The organism is Aeromonas sp. FDAARGOS 1408, assembly GCF_019048665.1.
GTDB classification, from domain to species: domain Bacteria; phylum Pseudomonadota; class Gammaproteobacteria; order Enterobacterales; family Aeromonadaceae; genus Aeromonas; species Aeromonas dhakensis.
This window is the reverse complement of the sequence record NZ_CP077394.1, coordinates 3861640-3881499: the sequence shown is the minus strand read 5'-3', so window position 1 is coordinate 3881499 and position 19860 is coordinate 3861640. Positions and strand designations below refer to the sequence as shown.

Annotated in this window: 17 protein-coding genes; 9 read left to right on the top strand and 8 right to left on the bottom strand. The window is 64.0% G+C overall.

Annotated elements, in window-relative coordinates:
- Positions 1-123 precede the first annotated feature (123 nt).
- Both I6L38_RS17945 and dtd read left to right on the top strand, forming a co-directional pair.
- Positions 124-996 carry a virulence factor BrkB family protein gene (locus I6L38_RS17945; RefSeq protein ID WP_017766237.1) on the top strand — a complete coding sequence of 291 codons (873 nt, stop codon included), beginning with the start codon at positions 124-126 and terminating at the stop codon, positions 994-996.
- Positions 997-1076: 80 nt separating this feature from the next.
- Positions 1077-1511 carry a D-aminoacyl-tRNA deacylase gene (dtd, locus tag I6L38_RS17940; protein WP_043171993.1) on the top strand — a complete coding sequence of 145 codons (435 nt, stop codon included), beginning with the start codon at positions 1077-1079 and terminating at the stop codon, positions 1509-1511.
- On the opposite strand, the gene I6L38_RS17935 is transcribed toward dtd, so the two are convergent.
- On the bottom strand, positions 1500-2177 hold the full coding sequence (locus I6L38_RS17935; protein ID WP_026141220.1) for a spermidine synthase: 678 nt from the start codon (positions 2175-2177) through the stop codon (positions 1500-1502). The two genes, dtd and I6L38_RS17935, sit on opposite strands and share 12 nt — an antisense overlap.
- A gap of 173 nt (positions 2178-2350) precedes the next feature.
- Between I6L38_RS17935 and I6L38_RS17930 the strand changes: the two genes are divergently transcribed.
- A complete protein-coding gene (locus I6L38_RS17930) occupies positions 2351-3259 on the top strand; it encodes a bifunctional GNAT family N-acetyltransferase/hotdog fold thioesterase (RefSeq protein ID WP_005307835.1) in 909 nt (302 codons plus the stop codon).
- Positions 3260-3321: 62 nt separating this feature from the next.
- On the opposite strand, the gene I6L38_RS17925 is transcribed toward I6L38_RS17930, so the two are convergent.
- The 4 genes from I6L38_RS17925 to gntU all read right to left on the bottom strand — a co-directional run bounded on the left by I6L38_RS17925 (position 3322) and on the right by gntU (position 10530).
- Entirely contained in the window at positions 3322-5388 is a 2067-nt protein-coding gene (locus I6L38_RS17925; protein WP_043171994.1) for an AsmA-like C-terminal region-containing protein, read from the bottom strand.
- A gap of 58 nt (positions 5389-5446) precedes the next feature.
- The gene (recG, locus tag I6L38_RS17920) at positions 5447-7516 is read right to left on the bottom strand and encodes an ATP-dependent DNA helicase RecG (protein WP_216988803.1); all 2070 of its coding nucleotides are present in this window, start codon (positions 7514-7516) and stop codon (positions 5447-5449) included.
- Positions 7517-7694: 178 nt separating this feature from the next.
- Positions 7695-9044, bottom strand: a complete 1350-nt coding sequence (pssA, locus tag I6L38_RS17915; protein ID WP_216988802.1) for a CDP-diacylglycerol--serine O-phosphatidyltransferase — start codon at positions 9042-9044, stop codon at positions 7695-7697.
- A 145-nt stretch (positions 9045-9189) separates the two neighbouring features.
- Positions 9190-10530: a gluconate transporter gene (gntU, locus tag I6L38_RS17910; RefSeq protein ID WP_216988801.1), complete on the bottom strand. Its 1341-nt coding sequence runs from the start codon at positions 10528-10530 to the stop codon at positions 9190-9192.
- Positions 10531-10775: 245 nt separating this feature from the next.
- Here gntU and I6L38_RS17905 point away from each other — a divergent pair, with 245 nt between their 5' ends.
- Genes I6L38_RS17905 through I6L38_RS17895 form a run of 3 tightly spaced genes read left to right on the top strand, consistent with a single transcriptional unit; the run spans position 10776 to position 13729 of the window.
- Positions 10776-11285 (top strand): gluconokinase, encoded by a 510-nt coding sequence (locus I6L38_RS17905; protein WP_005307862.1) that lies wholly within the window; start codon positions 10776-10778, stop codon positions 11283-11285.
- Complete coding sequence (gene edd / locus I6L38_RS17900; RefSeq protein WP_216988800.1) at positions 11282-13078, top strand: phosphogluconate dehydratase; 1797 nt, start codon at positions 11282-11284, stop codon at positions 13076-13078. Before I6L38_RS17905 ends, edd begins: the two co-directional genes overlap by 4 nt.
- A gap of 9 nt (positions 13079-13087) precedes the next feature.
- Complete coding sequence (locus tag I6L38_RS17895; RefSeq protein ID WP_216988799.1) at positions 13088-13729, top strand: bifunctional 4-hydroxy-2-oxoglutarate aldolase/2-dehydro-3-deoxy-phosphogluconate aldolase; 642 nt, start codon at positions 13088-13090, stop codon at positions 13727-13729.
- A 98-nt stretch (positions 13730-13827) separates the two neighbouring features.
- Here I6L38_RS17895 and I6L38_RS17890 read toward each other — a convergent pair whose 3' ends face one another.
- Positions 13828-14835, bottom strand: coding sequence for a substrate-binding domain-containing protein (locus I6L38_RS17890; RefSeq protein ID WP_017778598.1), 1008 nt, complete (start codon positions 14833-14835; stop codon positions 13828-13830).
- Between the two features lie 90 nt (positions 14836-14925).
- Here I6L38_RS17890 and I6L38_RS17885 point away from each other — a divergent pair, with 90 nt between their 5' ends.
- On the top strand, positions 14926-15576 hold the full coding sequence (locus tag I6L38_RS17885; protein WP_216988798.1) for a Qnr family pentapeptide repeat protein: 651 nt from the start codon (positions 14926-14928) through the stop codon (positions 15574-15576).
- Positions 15577-15680: 104 nt separating this feature from the next.
- On the opposite strand, the gene I6L38_RS17880 is transcribed toward I6L38_RS17885, so the two are convergent.
- Together I6L38_RS17880 and gpmM are read right to left on the bottom strand one after the other, a co-directional pair.
- On the bottom strand, positions 15681-17021 hold the full coding sequence (locus I6L38_RS17880; protein WP_216988797.1) for a peptidoglycan DD-metalloendopeptidase family protein: 1341 nt from the start codon (positions 17019-17021) through the stop codon (positions 15681-15683).
- A gap of 9 nt (positions 17022-17030) precedes the next feature.
- Entirely contained in the window at positions 17031-18560 is a 1530-nt protein-coding gene (gene gpmM, locus I6L38_RS17875; protein WP_010635426.1) for a 2,3-bisphosphoglycerate-independent phosphoglycerate mutase, read from the bottom strand.
- 348 nt (positions 18561-18908) lie between these two features.
- Here gpmM and I6L38_RS17870 point away from each other — a divergent pair, with 348 nt between their 5' ends.
- The gene (locus I6L38_RS17870; protein ID WP_216988796.1) at positions 18909-19340 is read left to right on the top strand and encodes a rhodanese-like domain-containing protein; all 432 of its coding nucleotides are present in this window, start codon (positions 18909-18911) and stop codon (positions 19338-19340) included.
- Between the two features lie 47 nt (positions 19341-19387).
- Complete coding sequence (secB, locus tag I6L38_RS17865; RefSeq protein ID WP_005307878.1) at positions 19388-19858, top strand: protein-export chaperone SecB; 471 nt, start codon at positions 19388-19390, stop codon at positions 19856-19858.
- Positions 19859-19860: the final 2 nt, after the last annotated feature.

Below are 19860 nucleotides of genomic sequence, written 5' to 3'. Positions count from 1 at the left end.
GCCGCTTCCCGCAGAAGGGGCCACAGTCGCGCCCGGACGAGTCGCATCCAGCCGGTTCGCGGGTGGTCAAACGGTGACAGGATCTGACACAATGTCGGCATGATGAAGACATAGGGAAGCACAATGCAGCTGAAATCCGGTGGCCGTCTCGGTCACGCCCTCTCTTTCTTGCGCCATGATGGGCGCCATTTTGCCCAGTTCGTCTGGGGCCGTTTCCAGCAGGACAGGCTGACGGTTACCGCCGGCTATCTGGCCTATGTCACCCTGCTCTCCCTGGTGCCCATGATCGCCGTGGTGTTCGGCATGATGTCGGCTTTTCCGGTGTTCCAGAGTCTGAAGCAGGCGATGGAGCAGTTCGTCTATCACAACTTCGTGCCCACCGCCGGCGAGATGCTCAAGGAGTACATCGACGGCTTCGTGGCCAACGCCACCAACACCACGGCAGTCGGTATCGGTGCCCTGATCGTGGTGGCGCTGATGCTGATCTCGGCCATCGACAAGAACCTCAACTACATCTGGCGTTCGACCCGGAGCCGGCCGCTGGCCCAGGCTTTCGCCATGTACTGGATGATCCTGACCCTGGGCCCCGTGCTCATCGGGGCCAGTATCGCCATCTCCTCCTATATTTTCTCGCTGCGGCTGTTCGGGGCCGAGAGCCTGTTCGGTATCGGCTACCTGCTGCTGCGCGGCCTGCCATTCCTGTTCTCTGTGCTCACTTTCCTGCTGGTCTATACCGTGGTGCCCAACTGCAAGGTGCGGCTGATGCACGCCTTCATCGGCGCCCTGGTGGCGGCCACCCTGTTCGAGCTGGCCAAGCGCGGTTTTGCCATCTATATAACCAACTTCCCCTCCTATCAGGCCATCTATGGTGCCCTGGCGACCATCCCCATTCTGTTTGTCTGGGTCTACCTGAGCTGGCTGGTGGTCTTGCTTGGCGCGGAAACCACCGCCTGTCTCGGCGAATATGAGCGACCGGGTGCCGATGAGTTGGCTTGACCCGGCCCCTTGCTGTTAGCATCGACGACCGCCCCCGTCAGCAGATGGGGGCGGTCGTTTCGTTTTGAGAGGAGAGAGATGTGATTGCACTGATTCAGCGGGTCAGCGAGGCCAGCGTAACGGTAGAGGGCGAGGTGACTGGGGCTATCGGTCAGGGTCTGCTGGTGCTGCTCGGGGTGGAGCAGGGGGATGACGAGGCCAAGGCCGACAAGTTGCTGCACAAGGTGAGCGGCTACCGCATCTTCTCCGATGAGAACGGCAAGATGAACCTCAACGTGAGCCAGGCCGGCGGCAGCCTGCTGGTGGTCTCCCAGTTCACCCTGGCGGCGGACACCAACAAGGGGATGAGACCCAGCTTCTCCGGCGGTGCCCACCCGGTCGAGGCCGAGCGGCTGTACGACTACTTCGTGGCGCGGGCCGCCAGCGGCATACCGACTGCCACCGGCCGCTTCGCCGCCGACATGAAGGTGGCGCTGGTCAACGACGGCCCGGTCACCTTCTGGCTACAGGTCTGACGCCAGCGGATCGCGCGGGCTGGTGTGCAGCAGTATGTTGCGCAGCCCTGGCACCGGGTAGGGGGTGGTGGGGCCGACCCACTGCTCCAGCAGCATCAGTACCCGGGTCAGCTCGAGGCGGGTGCGCGGCAGCAGGTTAATGATGAGCTCGCCGTTGAGGCGGGGGGCCAGCGCCTGATAGATGCGTTCCTGGAACAGCAGCGGCGGATTGCCGTCCTGGCTGAACAGATCGAGCAGGATGAGGTCGTACTGTGCCTCGCTCTGCTCCAGAAAGGCGAGGGCATCGGCCTGGTGCAGGGTCGGCGTACGCTGGCTGCCTTGTTCGGGCTGAAAGAACAGCTGATAGAGGGTGATCACCTCTTCATCGAGGTCGACGCACTCGTGGCGGGCATCGGGCCAGCGTCGACGCAGATGGCGAGTGAGATCGCCCCCTCCCAGCCCTAGTTCGAGGATGCTGGCGGCCTGTTCGGGCAGCAGACAGGCGATCACCTGCTGGTGCGGCAGGCAGAGGGTGGCGGGCTCGGCCAGGGACATGGCCGACTGCACCACGCCGTCGATCTCCAGCCAGCGGTGATGGGCATTTTCCTGCACGGTGAGCCGGCGCTGGGGCTTGGCGCTGAGGTGCAATAAGTGGTCGGCTTGGTACGCTTGCAGATTGAAGTCCATGAATTTGCACGGCAAGATGGTTTTCGACCAGTGTAACTCAAGGATGGAACTATGTACCGGATGGTCACCCCCCAGACGGCAGCCGAGCTGGATGCCCATTATCAATTGAGCTGGGAGGCATGGGTGTGCAAGCCCTTCACTCTGTCCGTCGGCGCCAACTCAAGGATCGCTTTATGTACCGGGTAGTCACTCCTCAAACCGACGCCGAACTGGATGCCTACTACCAGTTGCGCTGGGAACTGTTGCGTAAACCCTTCAATCTGCCTCTCGGTTCCGAGCGGGACGAATACGACACCGTCGCCATTCACCGGCTGATGCTGGCCCCCGACGGCACACCCATCGCGGTGGGGCGGCTGTTTGTCGGCGGTGACGAGGCGCAGATCCGCTTCATGGCGTTGCGCCCCGAATTTCGCGGCCAGGGGCTGGGTGCCCGCATGGTGCAGGATCTCGAACAGCTGGCCTGCAGCGAGAAGGTGAAGCGACTGGTGATGAATGCCCGCCAGGAGGCGGTGGAGTTCTACCGCAAGTGCGGCTTTCTCGAGGTGGGGGAAGGCCCCGTCTCCTTCGGCCGCATCCCGCACCGCCAGATGATCAAGTCTCTGAGCCCGCTGCAGACCATCCAGTACCGCCCCGAGTGGTGCCAGGATCTCACCACCCGCTGGTCACAGGGCATTCCCATCAGCGAGAAGATGGGGGTGCACATCACCCACTACGACGGTCAGACCTTCCACCTCAAGGCCAATCTGGCGGCCAACCTCAACGTGCATGACACCATGTTCGCCGGCAGCATCTACAGCCAGTGCGTGCTGGCGGGCTGGGGCCTGATCTGGCTGCAACTCAAGGAGGCGGGGCTGGTGGGGGATACGGTGCTGGCGGAGGGCAATATCAAGTACTACCGGCCGGTCAAGGAGGAGCCGGAGGCGCGGGTGGCCCGCGAAGGCATGCCTGCCGTGCTCGAGCCGCTCAAGGCCGGTGAGTCCGCCAAGTTCAGCCTCAAGATCAAACTGTTCAGCGGCGACAAGCTGGCAGCCGAGTTCCTCGGTCACTACGTGGTGCAGCCGGTCAAGCGGCCGGGTCAGTAGCCCCGCGCGGGATCCCATCAAGCAACAAGGCCTCATCACGAGGCCTTGTTGCTTTCTGTCGGCTAGCCGTTGGCGGCCTGTGCGGCCTGGGCCTTCGGCGCCGGTCGCCAGAGCGGGCTGCCGTTGCCCTGGGGCGGGTAGCGCACGCCGGTCTCCCAACCACAGCCGTTCGGCTTCTGCTGGAAGCCCCAGCTGAGGGTCGGCTCGGCGAGCGGCCCGCGCCACTGACCGAGCAGCTCGGCGCAGTGCTGGCCGTTGAGAACGCCCAGATCCAGCTGCCACTGCTCATTGACCAGATCGACGCTGCCCTGCAGCCCCAGCAGATGGGTGATGGTGGAAGCGCCGGCCTGCTCGATCTTCAGCTGGCCCTGGGCCACCTTGCCCTGCAGCTTGATGCGGTAGAAGGGGGTGTCGCCCTCCTGCATCGCCTGCCAGAGCTCGGCCGGGGTGAGGGTCGGCGCCGCCGCCTGCTTGAACCACTGATCCAGCAGCGGATCTATCTTCACCTTGTCCCAGAACGGTTCGGTGGCATCGAGGGCAAAATTCCCCTGCAGGGAGCTGCGCCAGGCGCCCGGGGTGCCGCCGTGCAGCGCCTGCAGATCGGCGCTCAGGTCCAGCTTGCCGGCGAAGGAAACGGGAGAGTGGAGGATCTTGCCCCATTGCACCAGATCCAGCTTCTCGCCCTTGAGCTGCAACCGGCTGGTCTGGCCCGGCTCGCGTCCCCACTGGCCGCTCAGGCTGAGGCTGCCCTCATCCGGCAGCGAGCTGGTGAGCTTGTTGAGCTGCCAGGAGCCGGCACTCAGCTCGCCATCCAGCTCGCCGCTGCGGGCGCTGAGGCCGTCCCACACCAGTTCGAACCAGGCGCTCTCGAGGCGGGCCCGGCCCAGCAGCGCCCCAGGCTGATTTCCGCGCAGGCTGAGATCGGTCAGATAGAGCTGCCAGCCGGTCAGCGACAGGGGCAGGGTATCGTCGAAGGAGAGCACCTTGAGCTTGTCGAAGGCCAGCTTGCGGATGTCGATCTGCTGCGGGCGCCAGCTCTGCCAATCCTGCCACCACCCTTCCGGCAGGCTGATGTCCATGCCGCTCAGCGCCATGTCCTTCAGGGTCAGCTTCTGCTGCAGGGGATCGAAGGAAAGTTCCAGGTTGAACTCCCCTTCATAGGCCTTGCCCTGCAGCTCCGCATCCAGCTGCTGGGGCGAGAAGGCGACCTTGCCCTGAATGGCCTCCAGCTGGAACAGGCCACGGCCGAGATCACCGAGGGTCCCCGAGAAGTAGCCGCTGGGCGTGTTGCCAGCCTGCCAGTTGAAGGCGGTCAGCTGGCCGCTGAGGTTGTTGAGGGCCAGCTCCTGCTCGATGTCGTTGAAGCTGAGATCCCGGATCTGGCCGAGATCCAGGCTGACCTGGCGTAGGGGGGATTCGGCTTTGGCGAGGATGCCCCACTCGATGCGCATGCCCTGGCTCTTGAGGTTGTTCAGCCGCAGGCTGCGGGCGGGCCAGTCGAGCACCATGCCGGTCTCGAGCAGACCGTCGAACAGGTTGGCGGTCAGCTTGTCGGTGCTCAGCACCTGCCCCTCCAGCCGACCGGCCAGGTTGAGGCGGGAGAGGGCCCAGGCCGGGGTCGCCAGCTCAGTGATGTTGAGGGTCAGGTTGGCCTGGGGCGGGCGCACCGGATTGAGCAGCTGCCAGTCGCTCAGGGTGGCGTTGAGGCCGCGCAGGGTCAGCCCGTCGCTCTCCAGGCTGAGCCGGTCGATGGTGCTGTCGGTGATGGTGAGGGAGTGCACCGGCAGGCTCGGCAGCTGATTGGGCAGCGGCAGCTTGATGGCCGGGCGAATGAGGTCGAGATGGGCGATGCGCACGTCCCGGTTCAGCCAGTCGATGCTCTCTATCTCGAGATAGATCTTGTCGAGGGTCACGGCGTTGCCGTAACTCACCTGCTCCGCCAGCAGGGTGTAGGGGTGAAGCGGGTTGAACACCAGTCGGCCTATGGTGACGGGTACGCCAGTCTGCTGGCTGAGCCAGCCGGCGATGGGCCCCTTGGCCCGCTCGGCGTCGAACAGGCCGAGGCCGACCCAGACAAACAGCAACAGGAAGGCAAGGGTGTAGAGCAGGCCGCGCAGCCAGGAATTCATAAGCGCTTTCCTCCTGTATTGGTTGAGTGATCAGGCGTTGGCAGCGTGATCCCGCAGGTCAGGCATTGGAATAGTGATCCCGCAGACCGAGCCAGCGACGTATCAAGGGTTCGACATGATCTGGGTGGCGGTCCATCAAGAAGCGAGCCATCTTCTGCACCTGCGGGATGAGCGACTGGTCGCGTACCAGATCGGCGATCTTGAGATCGGCCAGGCCGGTCTGGCGGGTGCCGAGCAGCTCGCCCGGGCCGCGCAGCTCCAGATCGCGCTGGGCGATGAGGAAGCCGTCGTTGGTCTCCCGCAGCACCCCGAGCCGGCTCTGGGCCGTCTTGGACAAGGGGGCATGATAGAGCAGCACGCAGTGGGAGGCCACCGAGCCGCGCCCGACCCGGCCGCGCAGCTGGTGCAGCTGCGCCAGCCCCAGTCGCTCCGGGTTTTCGATGATCATCAGGCTGGCGTTGGGCACATCCACCCCCACCTCGATGACGGTGGTGGCGACCAGCAGTTGCAGTATGCCTGCCTTGAACTCCTCCATCACCCGCTGTTTCTCGACCGGTCGCATCCGGCCATGCACCAGCCCGATATGCAGGCCGGGCAGCCGATTTTGCAGCTCGGCGGCGGTGTCTTCGGCGGCCTGGCACTCCAGTACCTCCGACTCCTCGATCAGGGTGCAGACCCAGTAGGCCTGCTTGCCCTCCTCGCAGGCCAGTCTGACCCGTTCGATCACGTCCTGGCGGCGGCTGTCCGGCAGCGCCACCGTGGTAATGGGGGTGCGGCCCGGCGGCAGCTCGTCGATGATGGAGGTGTCGAGGTCGGCATAGGCGGTCATCGCCAGGGTACGGGGGATGGGGGTGGCGGTCATGATGAGCTGATGGGGGTGTACCCCTTCCCGCTCCCCTTTTTCCCGCAGGGCGAGCCGCTGATGCACCCCGAATCTGTGTTGTTCATCGATGATGACCAGGGCGAGGCGCTGGAACACCACCTGCTCCTGGAAGATGGCGTGGGTGCCCACCACCATCTTGACGCTGCCATCGGCGATGGCGGCCAGCGCTTCTTCTCGTGCCTTGCCCTTCTGCTTGCCCGCCAGCCAGCCGACCCCGATGCCGAGTGGTTCCAGCCACTTGGCGAAGTTGATGGCGTGCTGCTCGGCCAGCAGCTCGGTCGGCGCCATCAGCCCCACCTGACAGCCGTTGCCGATGGCCTGCAGGGCGGCCAGTGCCGCGACCAGGGTCTTGCCGGAGCCTACGTCCCCCTGCACCAGCCGCATCATGGGGTGGCTCTGCTGCAGATCCTTGCCTATCTCGGCCACCACCCGGTTCTGGGCACCGGTGGGGGTGAACGGCAGGGCGCCGAGCAGCTGTTCCACCAGCGCTGGCGCCGGCTTGAGGGCGCGGGCGAGCTGGGTCTGTGCCTGGGCCCGCACCTTCAAGACCGAGAGGTTGTGGGCCAGCAGTTCCTCCAGCACCAGCCGCTGCTGGGCCGGGTGCTGGCCGCTCTCGAGCAGGGCCAGCGCCACCGAGGGGGGCGGACGGTGCAGCAGCTTCAGGGCCGCGGCCAGATCGATCTGCTGGGGATAGAGGCCGGCGGGCAGCAGCTCCTCCACGCCATAGAGGTCGAGCTGGGCCAGTGCCTGATCGGTGAGGCTGCGCAGGGTGAGCTGGCGCAGCCCCTCGGTGGTCGGGTAGACGGGGGTGAGCGCCTCTTCGGTCTGGCCGGCCTGCTCCTCGCCGAGCAGCTTGTACTCGGGGTGGGCCATCTCCAGCCCGTATTTGCCGGGGCGCACCTCGCCGAAGCAGCGCATCAGCCGGCCAGGGCTCAGGCTGTTCTTCTGGGTGGCGGTGAAGTTGAAGAAGCGCAGGGTGAGGGTGCCGGTGCCGTCGCTGATGCGGCAGACCAGCATGCGGCGGCGCCCCATCACCAGCTGAGTGTCCTGGATCTCCCCCTCGACGGCGCCGTGCAGGCCGGGCGGCAGATTGCCGATGGGCCACACCTGGGTGCGGTCCTCGTAGCGCAGGGGGAGATGGAACAGCAGATCCTGCACCGTGGCCAGCCCCAGCCGCTCGAGCTTTTCCTGCATCTTGCTGCCGACGCCCTTGAGGCTGTCGAGGGAGATTTTATCCAATTTCATCAATTAGATGCCCGAAAACACTGTAAATATGTCCAGATGATAGGGTTTATTGCCGTCCCGACGCAAGCCGCGTCGCGCGGTTGGGGGTCGTCCAGCGGGATCGTAAGCCAGGAATGAAAAAGGCCTGCCGAGATGCGGCAGGCCCTTGCAAGGAACCTGAGGGCGCGATGCGCGCCGGTCAGATGATACGCTTGAGCAGGATATGGGCCTTGACCCTGTGGATCCGGGCCAGCAGCTTGCGCACCTGGTCCGGGTAGTCCTGGATCTGCTCGATCTGATCGAAGTGGCTGATGCGCTTGGTGTTGGTCAGGATGTTCTCGCGCTCGGCGTTGAACTGGGGCCGCAGCAGGTGGCGGCGATCGTAGACCAGCAGGCCGTTCTCCAGATCCAGCGCCCAGGCGCGGGGATTGAGGTTGTTGCCGGTGAGCAGAGCCCACTCGTCATCCACGAAGATCCCCTTGAGGTGGTAGGAGTTGCGCTCGCAGCACCAGAGCATCAGGTTGAGACGGCCGGCATCGATGTGATGCTGGTTGCGCTCGGCGAACTTGCGCAGGTTGGTCTCGTACAGATAGGGCAGACCGCCGATGGTGGAGAATTTCTCCTCCGGCGGAATAAAGAAGTCGTTGGCTGTCTTGTCGCCCACCACGATCGTCACCTTGCAGCCGCGCTTGAGCAGGGCCTCGATATCCTTGTTCAACTCCTTGGGCGGGTTGAAGTAGGGGGTGCAGATGAAGATCTCCCGCTCGGTGGCCCGCACCAGGGTACGGATCATTTTGTTGAGCTGGTTGCCACGCTTGCCCAGGCCGCTCATCGGGGTGATGGCCACCTCCTGGCTGTTGACCGGCATGGTGTCGAAGCGGTACTGACCGAGGCGCAGGTTGTGCTTGAAGCGGCGGATCGGCCCCTTCAGCTGTTTGGCGCTGGGGATGTCGGTGCGATCCAGCCGCTGCACCGCTTCGCTGCGCAGGAACAGGTCATCCACGTAGTTGACCATGCTGCGGGTCAGCTCCGGGCTGGTGATCTGGTGATAACGGTCGAAACGGTAGCGATCCTGCTGGTGCAGGTAGATGTCGTTGAGGCTGGCACCGGAGTAGAGCAGGGTGTCATCGAAGATGAACCCCTTGAGGTGCAGCACTCCGAGCAGTTCACGGCCTTTTACCGGCACGCCATAGATGGCGATCTGGTGCTCGTGGCGAGCAGCCATCTCCTGATACATCAGGTGGTTGCCACCCTGCTTGCCCTTGCCGATCAGGCCGCGCTGGGCACGATGGAAGTCGACGAACACCTTGACGTCGAGGGCCGGGTTGCGCTGTTTGGCGGCATAGAGGGCGGAGAGGATCTCCCGTCCCGCCTCGTCATCCTGCAGATAGAGCGCCACCAGATAGATGCGGCGAGTCGCGCTGGCGATGAGCGAAAGGATCCGGCTCTTGAAGTCCTTGGCGCTGCCGAGCACTTCAAACTGGTCTGCGGCGACGGCGATCTGGGGCAGGCGCGCCAGCAGCTGTCGATAATGTGCCGATGAATGCATAGAGAAACCTGAAATCACTGCGTTAAGCGTTCCACTCGGAGCGATGGATAGGCGATTCTAGCAATCTCGCCCTGTTAGCCAAAGAAAGAATCGTCATAAAGATGAAAAAGGCCTCACATCGGAGGCCTTTTCTGCATGGTCGCGATCAGAGGAAGCTGTAGATCAGCATGGCCATCACGCCGCCCGTGGTACCGATGATGGTTTCCATTACGGTCCAGGTTTGCAGGGTCTGCTTCTCGGTGAGACCGAGGTAGCGGTTGGCCAGCCAGAAGCCGGAGTCATTGACGTGGGAGAGCACTATGGCCCCGCCGCCGATGGCGATGGTGACCGCCGCCAGCTGGGCGCCGTTCAGGCCGAGCGGCTCCAACATCGGCAGCACCAGGCCGCAGGCGGTCAGCATGGCGACGGTGGCGGAACCCTGAATGACCCGTACTGCGGCCGCCAGGATGAAGGCCAGCGCGACGATGGGCAGGCCGGAGTCCGCCAGCATGTTGCCGAGGGCGGCGCCCACACCGGAATCCACCAGCACCTGCTTGAACACGCCACCGGCACCGGTCACCAGGATGATGACGCCGGCCGGCTGGATGGCGCTGTTGCAGACGCTCATCACCTCGTCACGGGACATGCCGCGACGGATCCCCAGCAGGTAGAAGGCGGCCAGGCAGGCGACCATGATGGCGGTGAAGGGGTGGCCGATGAACTCCAGCCAGCCGTGCAGGGGCGTACCGGCCTCGACGAAGCGGCCGACGATGGTCTTGAGACCGATCAGCAGCAGCGGCAGGCCGATGAGGCCCATGGCCAGCCAGAAGGAGGGCAGGTTCTGGCCGTCGTCATGGGCACTGCTCTGGGCGTCGGCCGGCAGCGGCACGTCCACTACCTTGCTGATCAGCTCGCCAAACAGCGGGCCGGCCAGGATCAGGGCAGGAACGGCGGCGATCAGGCCGAACAGGATCATGTAGCCGAAGTCGGCCCCCAGCTGGGAGGCCACCAGGATGGGGCCCGGTGCCGGGATCAGGAAGGCCTGGCAGGTGGCTATACCCGCCAGCAAGGCGATGCCGATCTTCACCACGCTGCCGCCACCGCGGCGGACGATGGCGAAGGCGACGCCGATCAGCAGCACCACGGCCACGTCGAAGAACAGTGGCAGTGCGCAGACGAAGCCGGTCAGCGCCATGGCCCAGTTGGCGCGCTTTACGCCGAACTTGCCGAGCAGGGTGTGGGCCACCCGGTCGAGGGCGCCGGTGACTTCCATCACCTTGCCGAACATGGCACCCAGTGCCACCACCACGGCGACGAAACCGAGGGTGCCACCCATCCCTTTCTGGATGGTGGCGGCGATGTCGGCCGGGTTCATGCCGGCGGCGAGCCCCGCCACCATGGAGACCAGGATGAGGGAGACGACCGCGTGCAGGCGGGCCTTCATCACCAGAAAGAGCAGCAGCACGATGGAGCCGGCGGCCGTCATGATCAGGGAGAGGTCAGACATTGTTGTGCATTCCTTGTTCCAAGTTCAGTATCGACACCCTGCCGATCCGTCGGCAGACCATATCTTTATGATTTATTTAGATTTATGGCCAGGGCTCAAACTCGCTTGCCCAGGTGACTATGAGTGCGCTCAGTCTGTGGCAGACTTCACAATTCTTGTTGTTACCGGTAACATGTTACCGGTAACGTGCTAAGTTAGAACCCATCGGCAGCACGTTTTTTGAAAAATGAGATAGAGGTCAAACAATGGCGGGTAAGAGCATTATCGTGATGGGTGTGTGTGGTAGCGGCAAGTCCAGCGTGGGCCTCAAGGTGGCCAGCGTGCTGGGCGCCAAGTTCATCGACGGTGATGATCTGCACCCCAGGGCCAACATCCAGAAGATGGCCGGTGGCAACCCCCTCAACGACGAGGATCGCGCCCCCTGGCTGGAGCGGATCCGCGACGCGGCCTACAGCCTGGAACAGAAGAACGAGGTGGGCGTCATCGTCTGCTCGGCCCTCAAGAAGCAGTATCGCGACCAGATCCGCGAGGGCAACGAGTCGGTCAGCTTCCTCTTCCTCGACGGCAGCCAGCCGCTGATCCTCGAGCGGATGCGGGCCCGCAAGGGCCACTTCATGCGCGAAAGCATGGTACAAAGTCAGTTCGATACCCTGGAGCGCCCGGATGGCGAAGCCGGTGTATTCCACATCGATATCGACGGCACCTTCGAACAGGTGGTTGATCGCGCCGTCACCGCATTGGAGCAAGCCCAATGATCCATCAGGTTATTTCCAGCGTCACTGCCCGCATTCGCGAGCGCAGTGCCGCCCGTCGCCAGGCCTTCCTGGCCCGCATCCAGCGCCAGGCCGATCAGGGCAAGACCCGCGCCGCGCTGGCCTGCGGCAACCTGGCCCATGCCGTGGCCGCCTCCAGCTGTGACGAGAAGGGACGCATCCTCGACATGACCCGTGCCAACGTCGGCATCGTCACCGCCTACAACGACATGCTGAGTGCCCATCAGCCCTATCAGGGCTATCCGGACATCATCAAGGCCGCGCTGGCCGAGCTCGGCCACAGCGCCCAGGTGGCCGGCGGCGTGCCCGCCATGTGCGACGGCGTGACCCAGGGCCAGCCGGGGATGGACATGTCCCTGTTCTCCCGCGATCTCATCGCCCAGGCGACCGCGTTGTCGCTCTCCCACAACACCTTCGATGCCACCCTGCTGCTCGGCATCTGCGACAAGATAGCGCCGGGCCAGATCATGGGAGCGCTCTCCCACGCTCATCTGCCCACCGCCTTCGTGCCGGCCGGCCCGATGGCGAGCGGCATCAGCAACGACGAGAAGGTGAAGGTGCGCCAGCAGTACGCCGCCGGCGAAGTGGGTCGCGATGCCCTGCTCAAGATGGAGTGCGGCGCCTACCACGCGGCGGGCACCTGCACCTTCTACGGCACCGCCAACACCAACCAGCTGGTGTTCGAGGCCATGGGCCTGATGCTGCCGGGCTCCGCCTTCGTGCACCCGCACAGCGAGCTGCGCCGCGCCCTCACCGAGGAGGCGGCCCGCCGCATCAGCGCCATGATCCCCGGCTCCCCGGCCTATCGCCCCCTGAGTGCGGTGATTGACGAGCGCTCGCTGGTCAACGGGCTGGTGGCCCTGCTCGCCTCCGGCGGCAGCACCAACCACAGCATCCACATGGTGGCGCTGGCCCGCGCCGCCGGTCTGGTGCTGACCTGGGATGACATCAGCGATCTCTCCGACGTGGTGCCGCTGTTGGTACGCATGTACCCGAACGGCCCGGCCGACGTGAACGCCTTCGAGCAGGCGGGTGGCGTGCCCGGCCTGATGCGCCGGCTGGCGCAAGAGGGGCTGATCCACCTGGATGCCACCCCGGTCTTCGGCGAGATGCAGGATTACCTCAGCCGTCCGGTACTGGTGGATGGCAAGCTGGTATGGCAGCCGGTGGGCGAGAGCAGTGATGCGAGCGTGCTGTCGCCTTCCGGTAGCCGGTTCCAGGCCACCGGCGGCACCAAGCTGCTCTCCGGCAATCTGGGCCGCGCCGTGGTCAAGGTCTCTGCCGTGGCCCCCGAGTATCGGGTGATTGAAGCCCCGGCCCGAGTCTTCTCCTCCCAGCATGCGGTGGAAGCGGCCTACAAGGCGGGGGATCTCAATCAGGACGCCGTCATCGTGGTGCGTCACAATGGCCCGGCCGCCAACGGCATGCCGGAGCTGCACAAGCTGATGCCGGTGCTCGGCAACCTGCAAAAAGCCGGTCACAAGGTGGCGCTGGTCACCGACGGCCGCCTCTCCGGCGCCTCCGGCAAGATCCCGGCCGCCATCCACGTCACCCCGGAAGCGCTGCACGGCGGGGCCATCGGCCTGCTTGCCGATGGCGACTTGCTGCGGGTGGATGCGGTAACCGGCAGCCTCGACTGCCTGACCGATTTGAGCGGCCGTACCCAGGCCGAGATCGACCTCACCCTGGAACAAGAGGGGTGGGGCCGTGAACTGTTCAGCGTGATGCGTCGCGCGGTATCGAGCGCCGAGTGTGGCGCCACCATCTTTGACTAAGGAAGAGCTATGCAGAACTGGAAAGTGACCCCGGCCGAGGTGTTTGCCGCCTCCCCGCTGGTACCCGTGATGGTCATCAATGAGCTGGATCAGGCCCTGCCAATGGCCAAGGCGCTGCTGGCCGGCGGCATCTCGGTGTTCGAGATTACCCTGCGCACCCCGGTGGCACTCGATGCGATCGCCCTCATCGCCAAGGCGATGCCGGAGGCCATGGTCGGTGCCGGTACCGTGCTCAACTGCGCGCAGTTTGACGCCGCCGTGGCCGCCGGTGCCCGCTTTGTCATCTCCCCGGGGATGACCCCGGCCCTGCTGGCCCACGCGGCCAACAGCACGGCGCCGCTGATCCCGGGCGTGGCCACCCCGTCCGAGGTGATGCAGGCGCTGGAAGCGGGCTACGACCACCTCAAATTCTTCCCGGCCGAGGCGAATGGCGGCACCAAGGCGCTGGCCGCCATCGCGGCGCCGCTGCCCCAGGTAAAATTCTGCCCCACCGGCGGTATCGGCCCGAAGAACGTGGCCGATTACCTGGCGCTCAAATGCGTCGCCACCGTCGGCGGCTCCTGGATGCTGCCGGCAGAGGCCGTCAAGAACGGTAACTGGGAAGAGGTGACCCGCCTCTCCCGCGAAGCTGTCGCCCAGGTCGCATCCTGATTTGACGCCGGCGTGAGCCGGATCTTCCGTTTGCCAAGCAAGCAGGCCACCCTCGGGTGGCCTGCTCTGTTATGGCTGAATGGCGGGGATGTGCGTCGTCAGCCCAGGCTGTCACCTTCGTAGAGGGAGAAGCCCATGTCGAGCCGGGTGTCGGCCAGCGGCTGGCCGTTGAGGCGGGCCAGCAGCATGGTGGCGGCCGCCCGGCCGATCTCCTTGCGCGGCGTGACGATACTGGCCAGCTTGGGGGTCATGGCGTGGCCGATGTCGAGGGCGTTGCTGCCGGCGATGGCGATCTGCTGGGGGACGGGTATCCACTTGGCCTGACACTGCAGCAGGGCGCCCACCGCCAGGTCATCGTTGGTGCAGAACAGGCCGTCCAGATCGGGATAGCGCACCAGCGCCTGCTCCAGCAGCTGGCCGCCGAGGGTGAAGCTGGAGGATTGCTCGGTCAGCAGGTGCTGGCCGCTCAGGCCGAAATCCTGCATCGCCTGGTAGTAGCCCTCCATCCGCAGCTGGGTGCGCACGTCGAGCCGCGCGCCCAGATAGACCAGCTTGCGTCGGCCCCGCCGCAGCATCTCTGTTACCATGGCCCGGGCGGCCGCCCGGTGATCCATGCCGACCACCATGTCGATGGGGCTCTGCGGCAGATCCATGGTTTCCACCACCGGGATGCCGGCGGTGGCGATCATCTTGCGGGTGCGCTCGGTGTGCTGGCTGTCGGAGAGGATCAGCCCATCCACGTGATAGGAGAGCAGGGAGGCGACCTGCTCCTCTTCCCGCTCCGGGCTGTAGCCGTAGTGAGCCAGCAGGGTCTGGTAGCCGGCGGGGCGGGTCACCGACTCGATGCCGTGCACCACGGCGGAGAAGACCTGGTTGGAGAGGGAGGGGATCAGGATGCCGATCGCCTTGCTGGTGGCGTTGGAGAGAATGTCCGGCGCCCGGTTGGGGATGTAGCCGAGATCCTCCACCGCGGCGGCGATCCGCTCGCGGGTGCCCTCGGCCACGGCTTGCGGGTCGCGCAGGTAGCGGCTGACGGTCATCTTGGTGACCCCGGTCAGGTCGGCTATGTCCTGCAGGGTGGGGCGGCGCTTGCGGGTATCGTTCATCTCTGGATCCGGGACAAATGTTACGTGTAACATTACCGTTTTTTTGTAACAAAGTCAGCATATGACGCCGTCAACAAGGGGAATCTCAGGATGATCAAGGCCAAGTGCTTTGAGGGGGTGCGCTTCGAGCAGCAGGACCTGGCTGGGGAGCAGTTTCAGGGATGCCGTTTCATCGGCTGCAACTTCTCCAGGCTAGATCTCGGCGAGAGTCGTTTCGTCGACTGCAGCTTCTACGATCGGGAGAGCGAGCAGAACTGCCTGCTGCAGGGCTGCAATCTGCGCGAGGCGAGTTTTCTGCGCTGCGATCTCACCATGGCCGACTTCAGTCACAGCCAGTGCCTCGGGCTCGAGCTGCGCGACTGCCAGGCGATGGGGATCAACTTCTCCCGCGCCAGCTTTGCCAACCAGATCACCGTCAAGAGCTACTTCTGCGAAGCCCATCTCACCGGCAACAACTTCAGCTACGCCAACTTTGAGGGCTGTCTGCTGGAAAAATGCGAATTGAACGGCAATCGCTGGCTGGGGGCCAACCTGTTCGGCGCCTCGCTGGCGGGCTCGGATCTCAGCGGCTCCGAGTTTGGCCAACTGGACTGGAGCCGCATCAACCTGCAGGGCTGCGATCTGCGTCAGTGCGATCTGCCCGGGCTGGATCTGCGGCGGGTCAATCTACACGGGGTGCAGATCAACGAAGATCAGCAGCAGGCCTTGCTGGAGCAGATAGGGCTGGTCGTCTTTCCTTGAACAGCCTGAAAAAGAGGTAATTTTTCACCAAAGGTAGCGCGTCGCCGCGCGCTGCCGGAGGGACGACAGCCTGCGCAAGGCAGGCTGGAGGAGGCAAGTCGGCGTCAGCGCTTGGCCAGCCACTTGGTGGGGTTGATGGCCTCGCCCTGGTAGCGAATTTCGAAGTAGAGGCCGGGTCTGTCCTGGCCGCCACTGTCACCGACCAGCGCCACCGGTTCGCCCTGTTCCACGTTCTGGCCCACCTGGCGCAGCAGCGACTGGTTGTGACCGTAGAGGCTCATGTAGCCGCGACCGTGATCGATCACCAGCAGCATGCCGAAGCCGTCCAGCCAGTCGGCATAGACCACCTGGCCCGGCGCCACCGCCTTGACCTGGGTCCCTTCGCTGGCGCCGATCAGGGTGCCCTTCCACTTCAGCTCGGCGGTGCGTGGCGAGCCGTAGGCGATGAGGATTGGCCCCTGCACCGGCCAGCGCAGGCTGCCATTGGTCTTGAGCCCGCTGTAGTAACCGGCGCTGCTGATGCCTGAACCTCGTTCAGGCTTGCTGGTGGTGCTCTCCCGGCTGGCGGTCTGCTGCTGGGCCGCCTTGCTCTGCTGGGCGGCGAGCCGCTCCTGTTCGGCGCGGCGCTGTTCGGCCAGCTTGCGTTGCCGCTCCTGTTCCGCCTTCAGCTTGGCAAGGCGCTCCCGCTCGCGGCGCTCCTGCTCTTCCCGCTGGCGGCGCAACTCTTCCAGCCGGGCCTTCAGCGCTTTCTCCGCCTTGACCAGCTTGGTCAGCTTCTGTTCGTCATCCTGTACCGACTGCTGCAGCTGGTTGCGCACCTTGGCACGGCTCTGCTGGCTGGCCAGCAGACTTTGATGGTGTTGCTGCTGTTCGGTGAGCAGGGATTGCAGCCGGCTTTCGGTCTCTTTGGTGACCTGCTGGTTTTTGGCCAGCTTGGTGCGGGTGGCCCGCAGGGCTTCGATGGCCTCGATGCGTGCCTTGTTGAGGTAGTCGTAGTAGTCGAGGGAACGGCTCAGTTTGGCTGGATCCTGCTGATTGAGCAGCAGTTTGAGGTAATCGTGGTTGCCGGCGGTAAAGGCGCTCTCCGCCTGTTTGGCCAGCAACTGCTTCTGGCGGCTGGCCTGCTGTTCCAGGTCCAGCTTGTCCTGTTGCAGCCCCACCAGCTTCTGCTGGTTCTCTCTGAGCTGCTGTCTGGTCTGGTCGAGCTTGGCGGCGGCGGCCGAGATGGCCTGCTCATCGGCCTTGAGCTGGGTGTTGAGCTTGGCCAGCTCCTGCTTGCTGAGCTTGATGGTCTGCTGCTGTTCCTTGATCTGGGACTGCATGGCGCCCAGCTGCTGGTTGGCAGCCCAGGCCTTGCCCGGCCCGAACGACAGACAAAAAAACAGCGCGCCGGCCAACAGGCCGACGCGACTGGTTTTGGTTGAAATCACTTCGCATCCCCGCATGGGGAAGGATTATTTCAGAATCATCAGGGGCTTGCCAGTCATTTCCGGCGGTACCGGCAGACCCATAAGAGTCAGCATGGTGGGGGCCAGATCGGACAGTTTGCCGCCTTCCAGCACCTCGGCCTTGCGACCGAAGTAGATGAGCGGAACCGGCAGATTGGTGTGGGCGGTATGGGCCTGACCGGTCTCTTCGTCCATCATCTTCTCGGCGTTGCCGTGGTCGGCGGTGATCAGGCACTCGCCACCCACTTCGGCCAGGGCCTCGGTGACGCGACCGATGCAGTGGTCAACGGCTTCACAGGCTTTGACGGCCGCATCGAACACGCCGGTGTGGCCAACCATGTCGCCATTCGGGTAGTTGCAGATGATGACGTCGTATTTGCCGCTCTTGATGGCACCGACCAGCTTGTCGGTCAGCTCTTCGGAGCTCATCTCCGGCTGCAGGTCGTAGGTGGCCACTTTTGGGCTGGCAACGATCTCGCGATCCTCACCGCTGAAGCAGGCCTCTTCGCCGCCGTTGAAGAAGAAGGTGACGTGGGCGTACTTCTCGGTCTCGGAGATGCGCAGCTGGGTCTTGCCCTGCTTGGCCAGCCACTCACCCAGGGTGTTGACCAGGGCGGTCGGCGGGTAGGCGCAGGCGGTTTTGATGTCGGCCGCGTACTCGGTCAGCATCACGAAGTTCAGCGCCGGGGTGGCGGTGCGGGCGAAGCCGGTGAAGTCGCTGTCGACGAAGGCGCGGGTGATTTCACGGGCGCGGTCGGCACGGAAGTTCATGAAGATCAGCGCATCGCCATCCTGCATGGGGGCGGCTTCGCCGATGCGGGTCGCCTTGACGAACTCGTCGTTCTCGTCGCGAGCATAGGCGGCGGCCAGGGCTTCGCTGGCGCTGTCGGCGGTGAACTCGCCCTTGCCCTGGGTCATCAGGTCATAGGCTTGTTGTACGCGATCCCAGCGGTTGTCACGGTCCATGGCGTAGTAACGGCCGATCATGGAGGCGAAACGACCCTTGCCCAGACGGGCGAACAGGGCGTCGAACAGCTCGATGGAGGACTGGGCGGAGCGCGGCGGTACGTCGCGGCCATCCAGGAAGGCGTGGAAATAGATCTGCTCGGCGCCACGCTTGGCGGCCATCTCGATCATGCCCATGATGTGCTCTTCGTGGCTGTGTACGCCACCCGGGGACATCAGGCCCATGATGTGCACGGCCTTGCCCTTGCTCACGGCAGTGTCAACAGCCTTGGCCAGCTCGACGTTCTCGAAGAAGGGGCCGTCCTGGATGTCTTTGGAGATGCGGGTCAGTTCCTGATAGACGATGCGACCGGCGCCAATGTTGACGTGGCCCACTTCGGAGTTCCCCATCTGACCGTCCGGCAGACCCACGTCCAGGCCGGAGCCGGAGATCAGGGTGCTGGTGTAGTCACGGGCGAGACGGTCGAGGTTGGGAGTCTTGGCGGCAGCGACGGCGTTGTGCTCTTGCTTGGTGCTGTAGCCCCAACCGTCCATGATGACCAGAACCAAAGGTTTCTTAGCTGTTGACATAAGGCTATGTCCTCTCGGATAGGAATGAATTGCGGGAAGTGAAACTAGCGTAATATTACTACATCTGCCGAAATAGTCACCTGATAGCCAAGTCCCTCTCCAGCCTCGCTTTTTAACTGTTATCCCGCTGTTTTCGGCATGTTGCCGGCTTGTCTTCGCCCCCGAATTTTCCTCTTTCATCCTTGCTTTCATCGCGTCTTCCACTGTGCCCCAGGCCCGGGCGGGGGAGGGGATCGGGGAGGCAAAACCCGGGTGGGAGCTTGCTCTCGCTTTGCCGCCAAGATGGCTGATCTTATGCAGGGCCCCATGTATACTCGGGCCCTTGTCTTGGTCCCTGGATAGTAGAAGATGCAAGAGTATTTGGATTTTGCGGCCCGCAACCCGCTGCTGACCGCAGCCTGGTTGGGCCTGGCAGGCACCCTGGTGTATACCACTGTGCGTGCTCGTTTTTCTCCGGTGAAGGCGGTGAACAACCACGCCGCCACCCTGCTGATCAACCGTGAAAATGCCACCGTCGTGGACATTCGCAGTCAGGATGAGTTTGCCAAGGGCCATCTGGCCGGTGCCCAGCACCTGCCGCTCAGCCAGATCCAGAGCAATAACCTGGGCCCGGTTGAAAAGCATAAAGATGCCCCCATCATAGTGGTGTGCGAGTCGGGGATGACCGCTGGTGGCGCGGGTCGCCAACTGAGCAAAGCCGGCTTCAAGCAGGTGTATGTGCTCAGCGGTGGCATGGCCCAGTGGCGTGCAGAAAATCTGCCGGTGACCAAAAAACGCTGATTTAAGGGCCTGCGCCCACCTATTTTCATAAAAAGGAATCAAACAAAATGGCTGAAGAGATCAACAACCAGGAAGTACAACCGGAATTCCACATCCAGCGCGTCTACACCAAGGACGTCTCCTTCGAAGCGCCGAACACTCCGCACATCTTCCAGAAAGAGTGGCAGCCGGACGTCAAGCTGGACATGGACACCAAGACCAACATCCTGGCCGACAGCGTCTATGAAGTGGTACTGACCCTGACCGTCACCTGCAAGCTGGAAACCGAGACTGCCTTCCTGTGTGAAGTTCAGCAGGCCGGTATCTTCACCATCGGCAACCTGCCGGAACCGCAACTGGCCCACTGCCTGGCTGCCTTCTGCCCGAACATCCTGTTCCCGTACGCCCGTGAAGCGGTGGCCAACCTGGTGAGCAAGGGGTCCTTCCCGCAGCTGAACCTGGCACCGGTCAACTTCGATGCCCTGTTTGCCCAGCACATGGCACAGGCTCAGGCCCAGCAGGCGACTGCGGAAGCCTGATA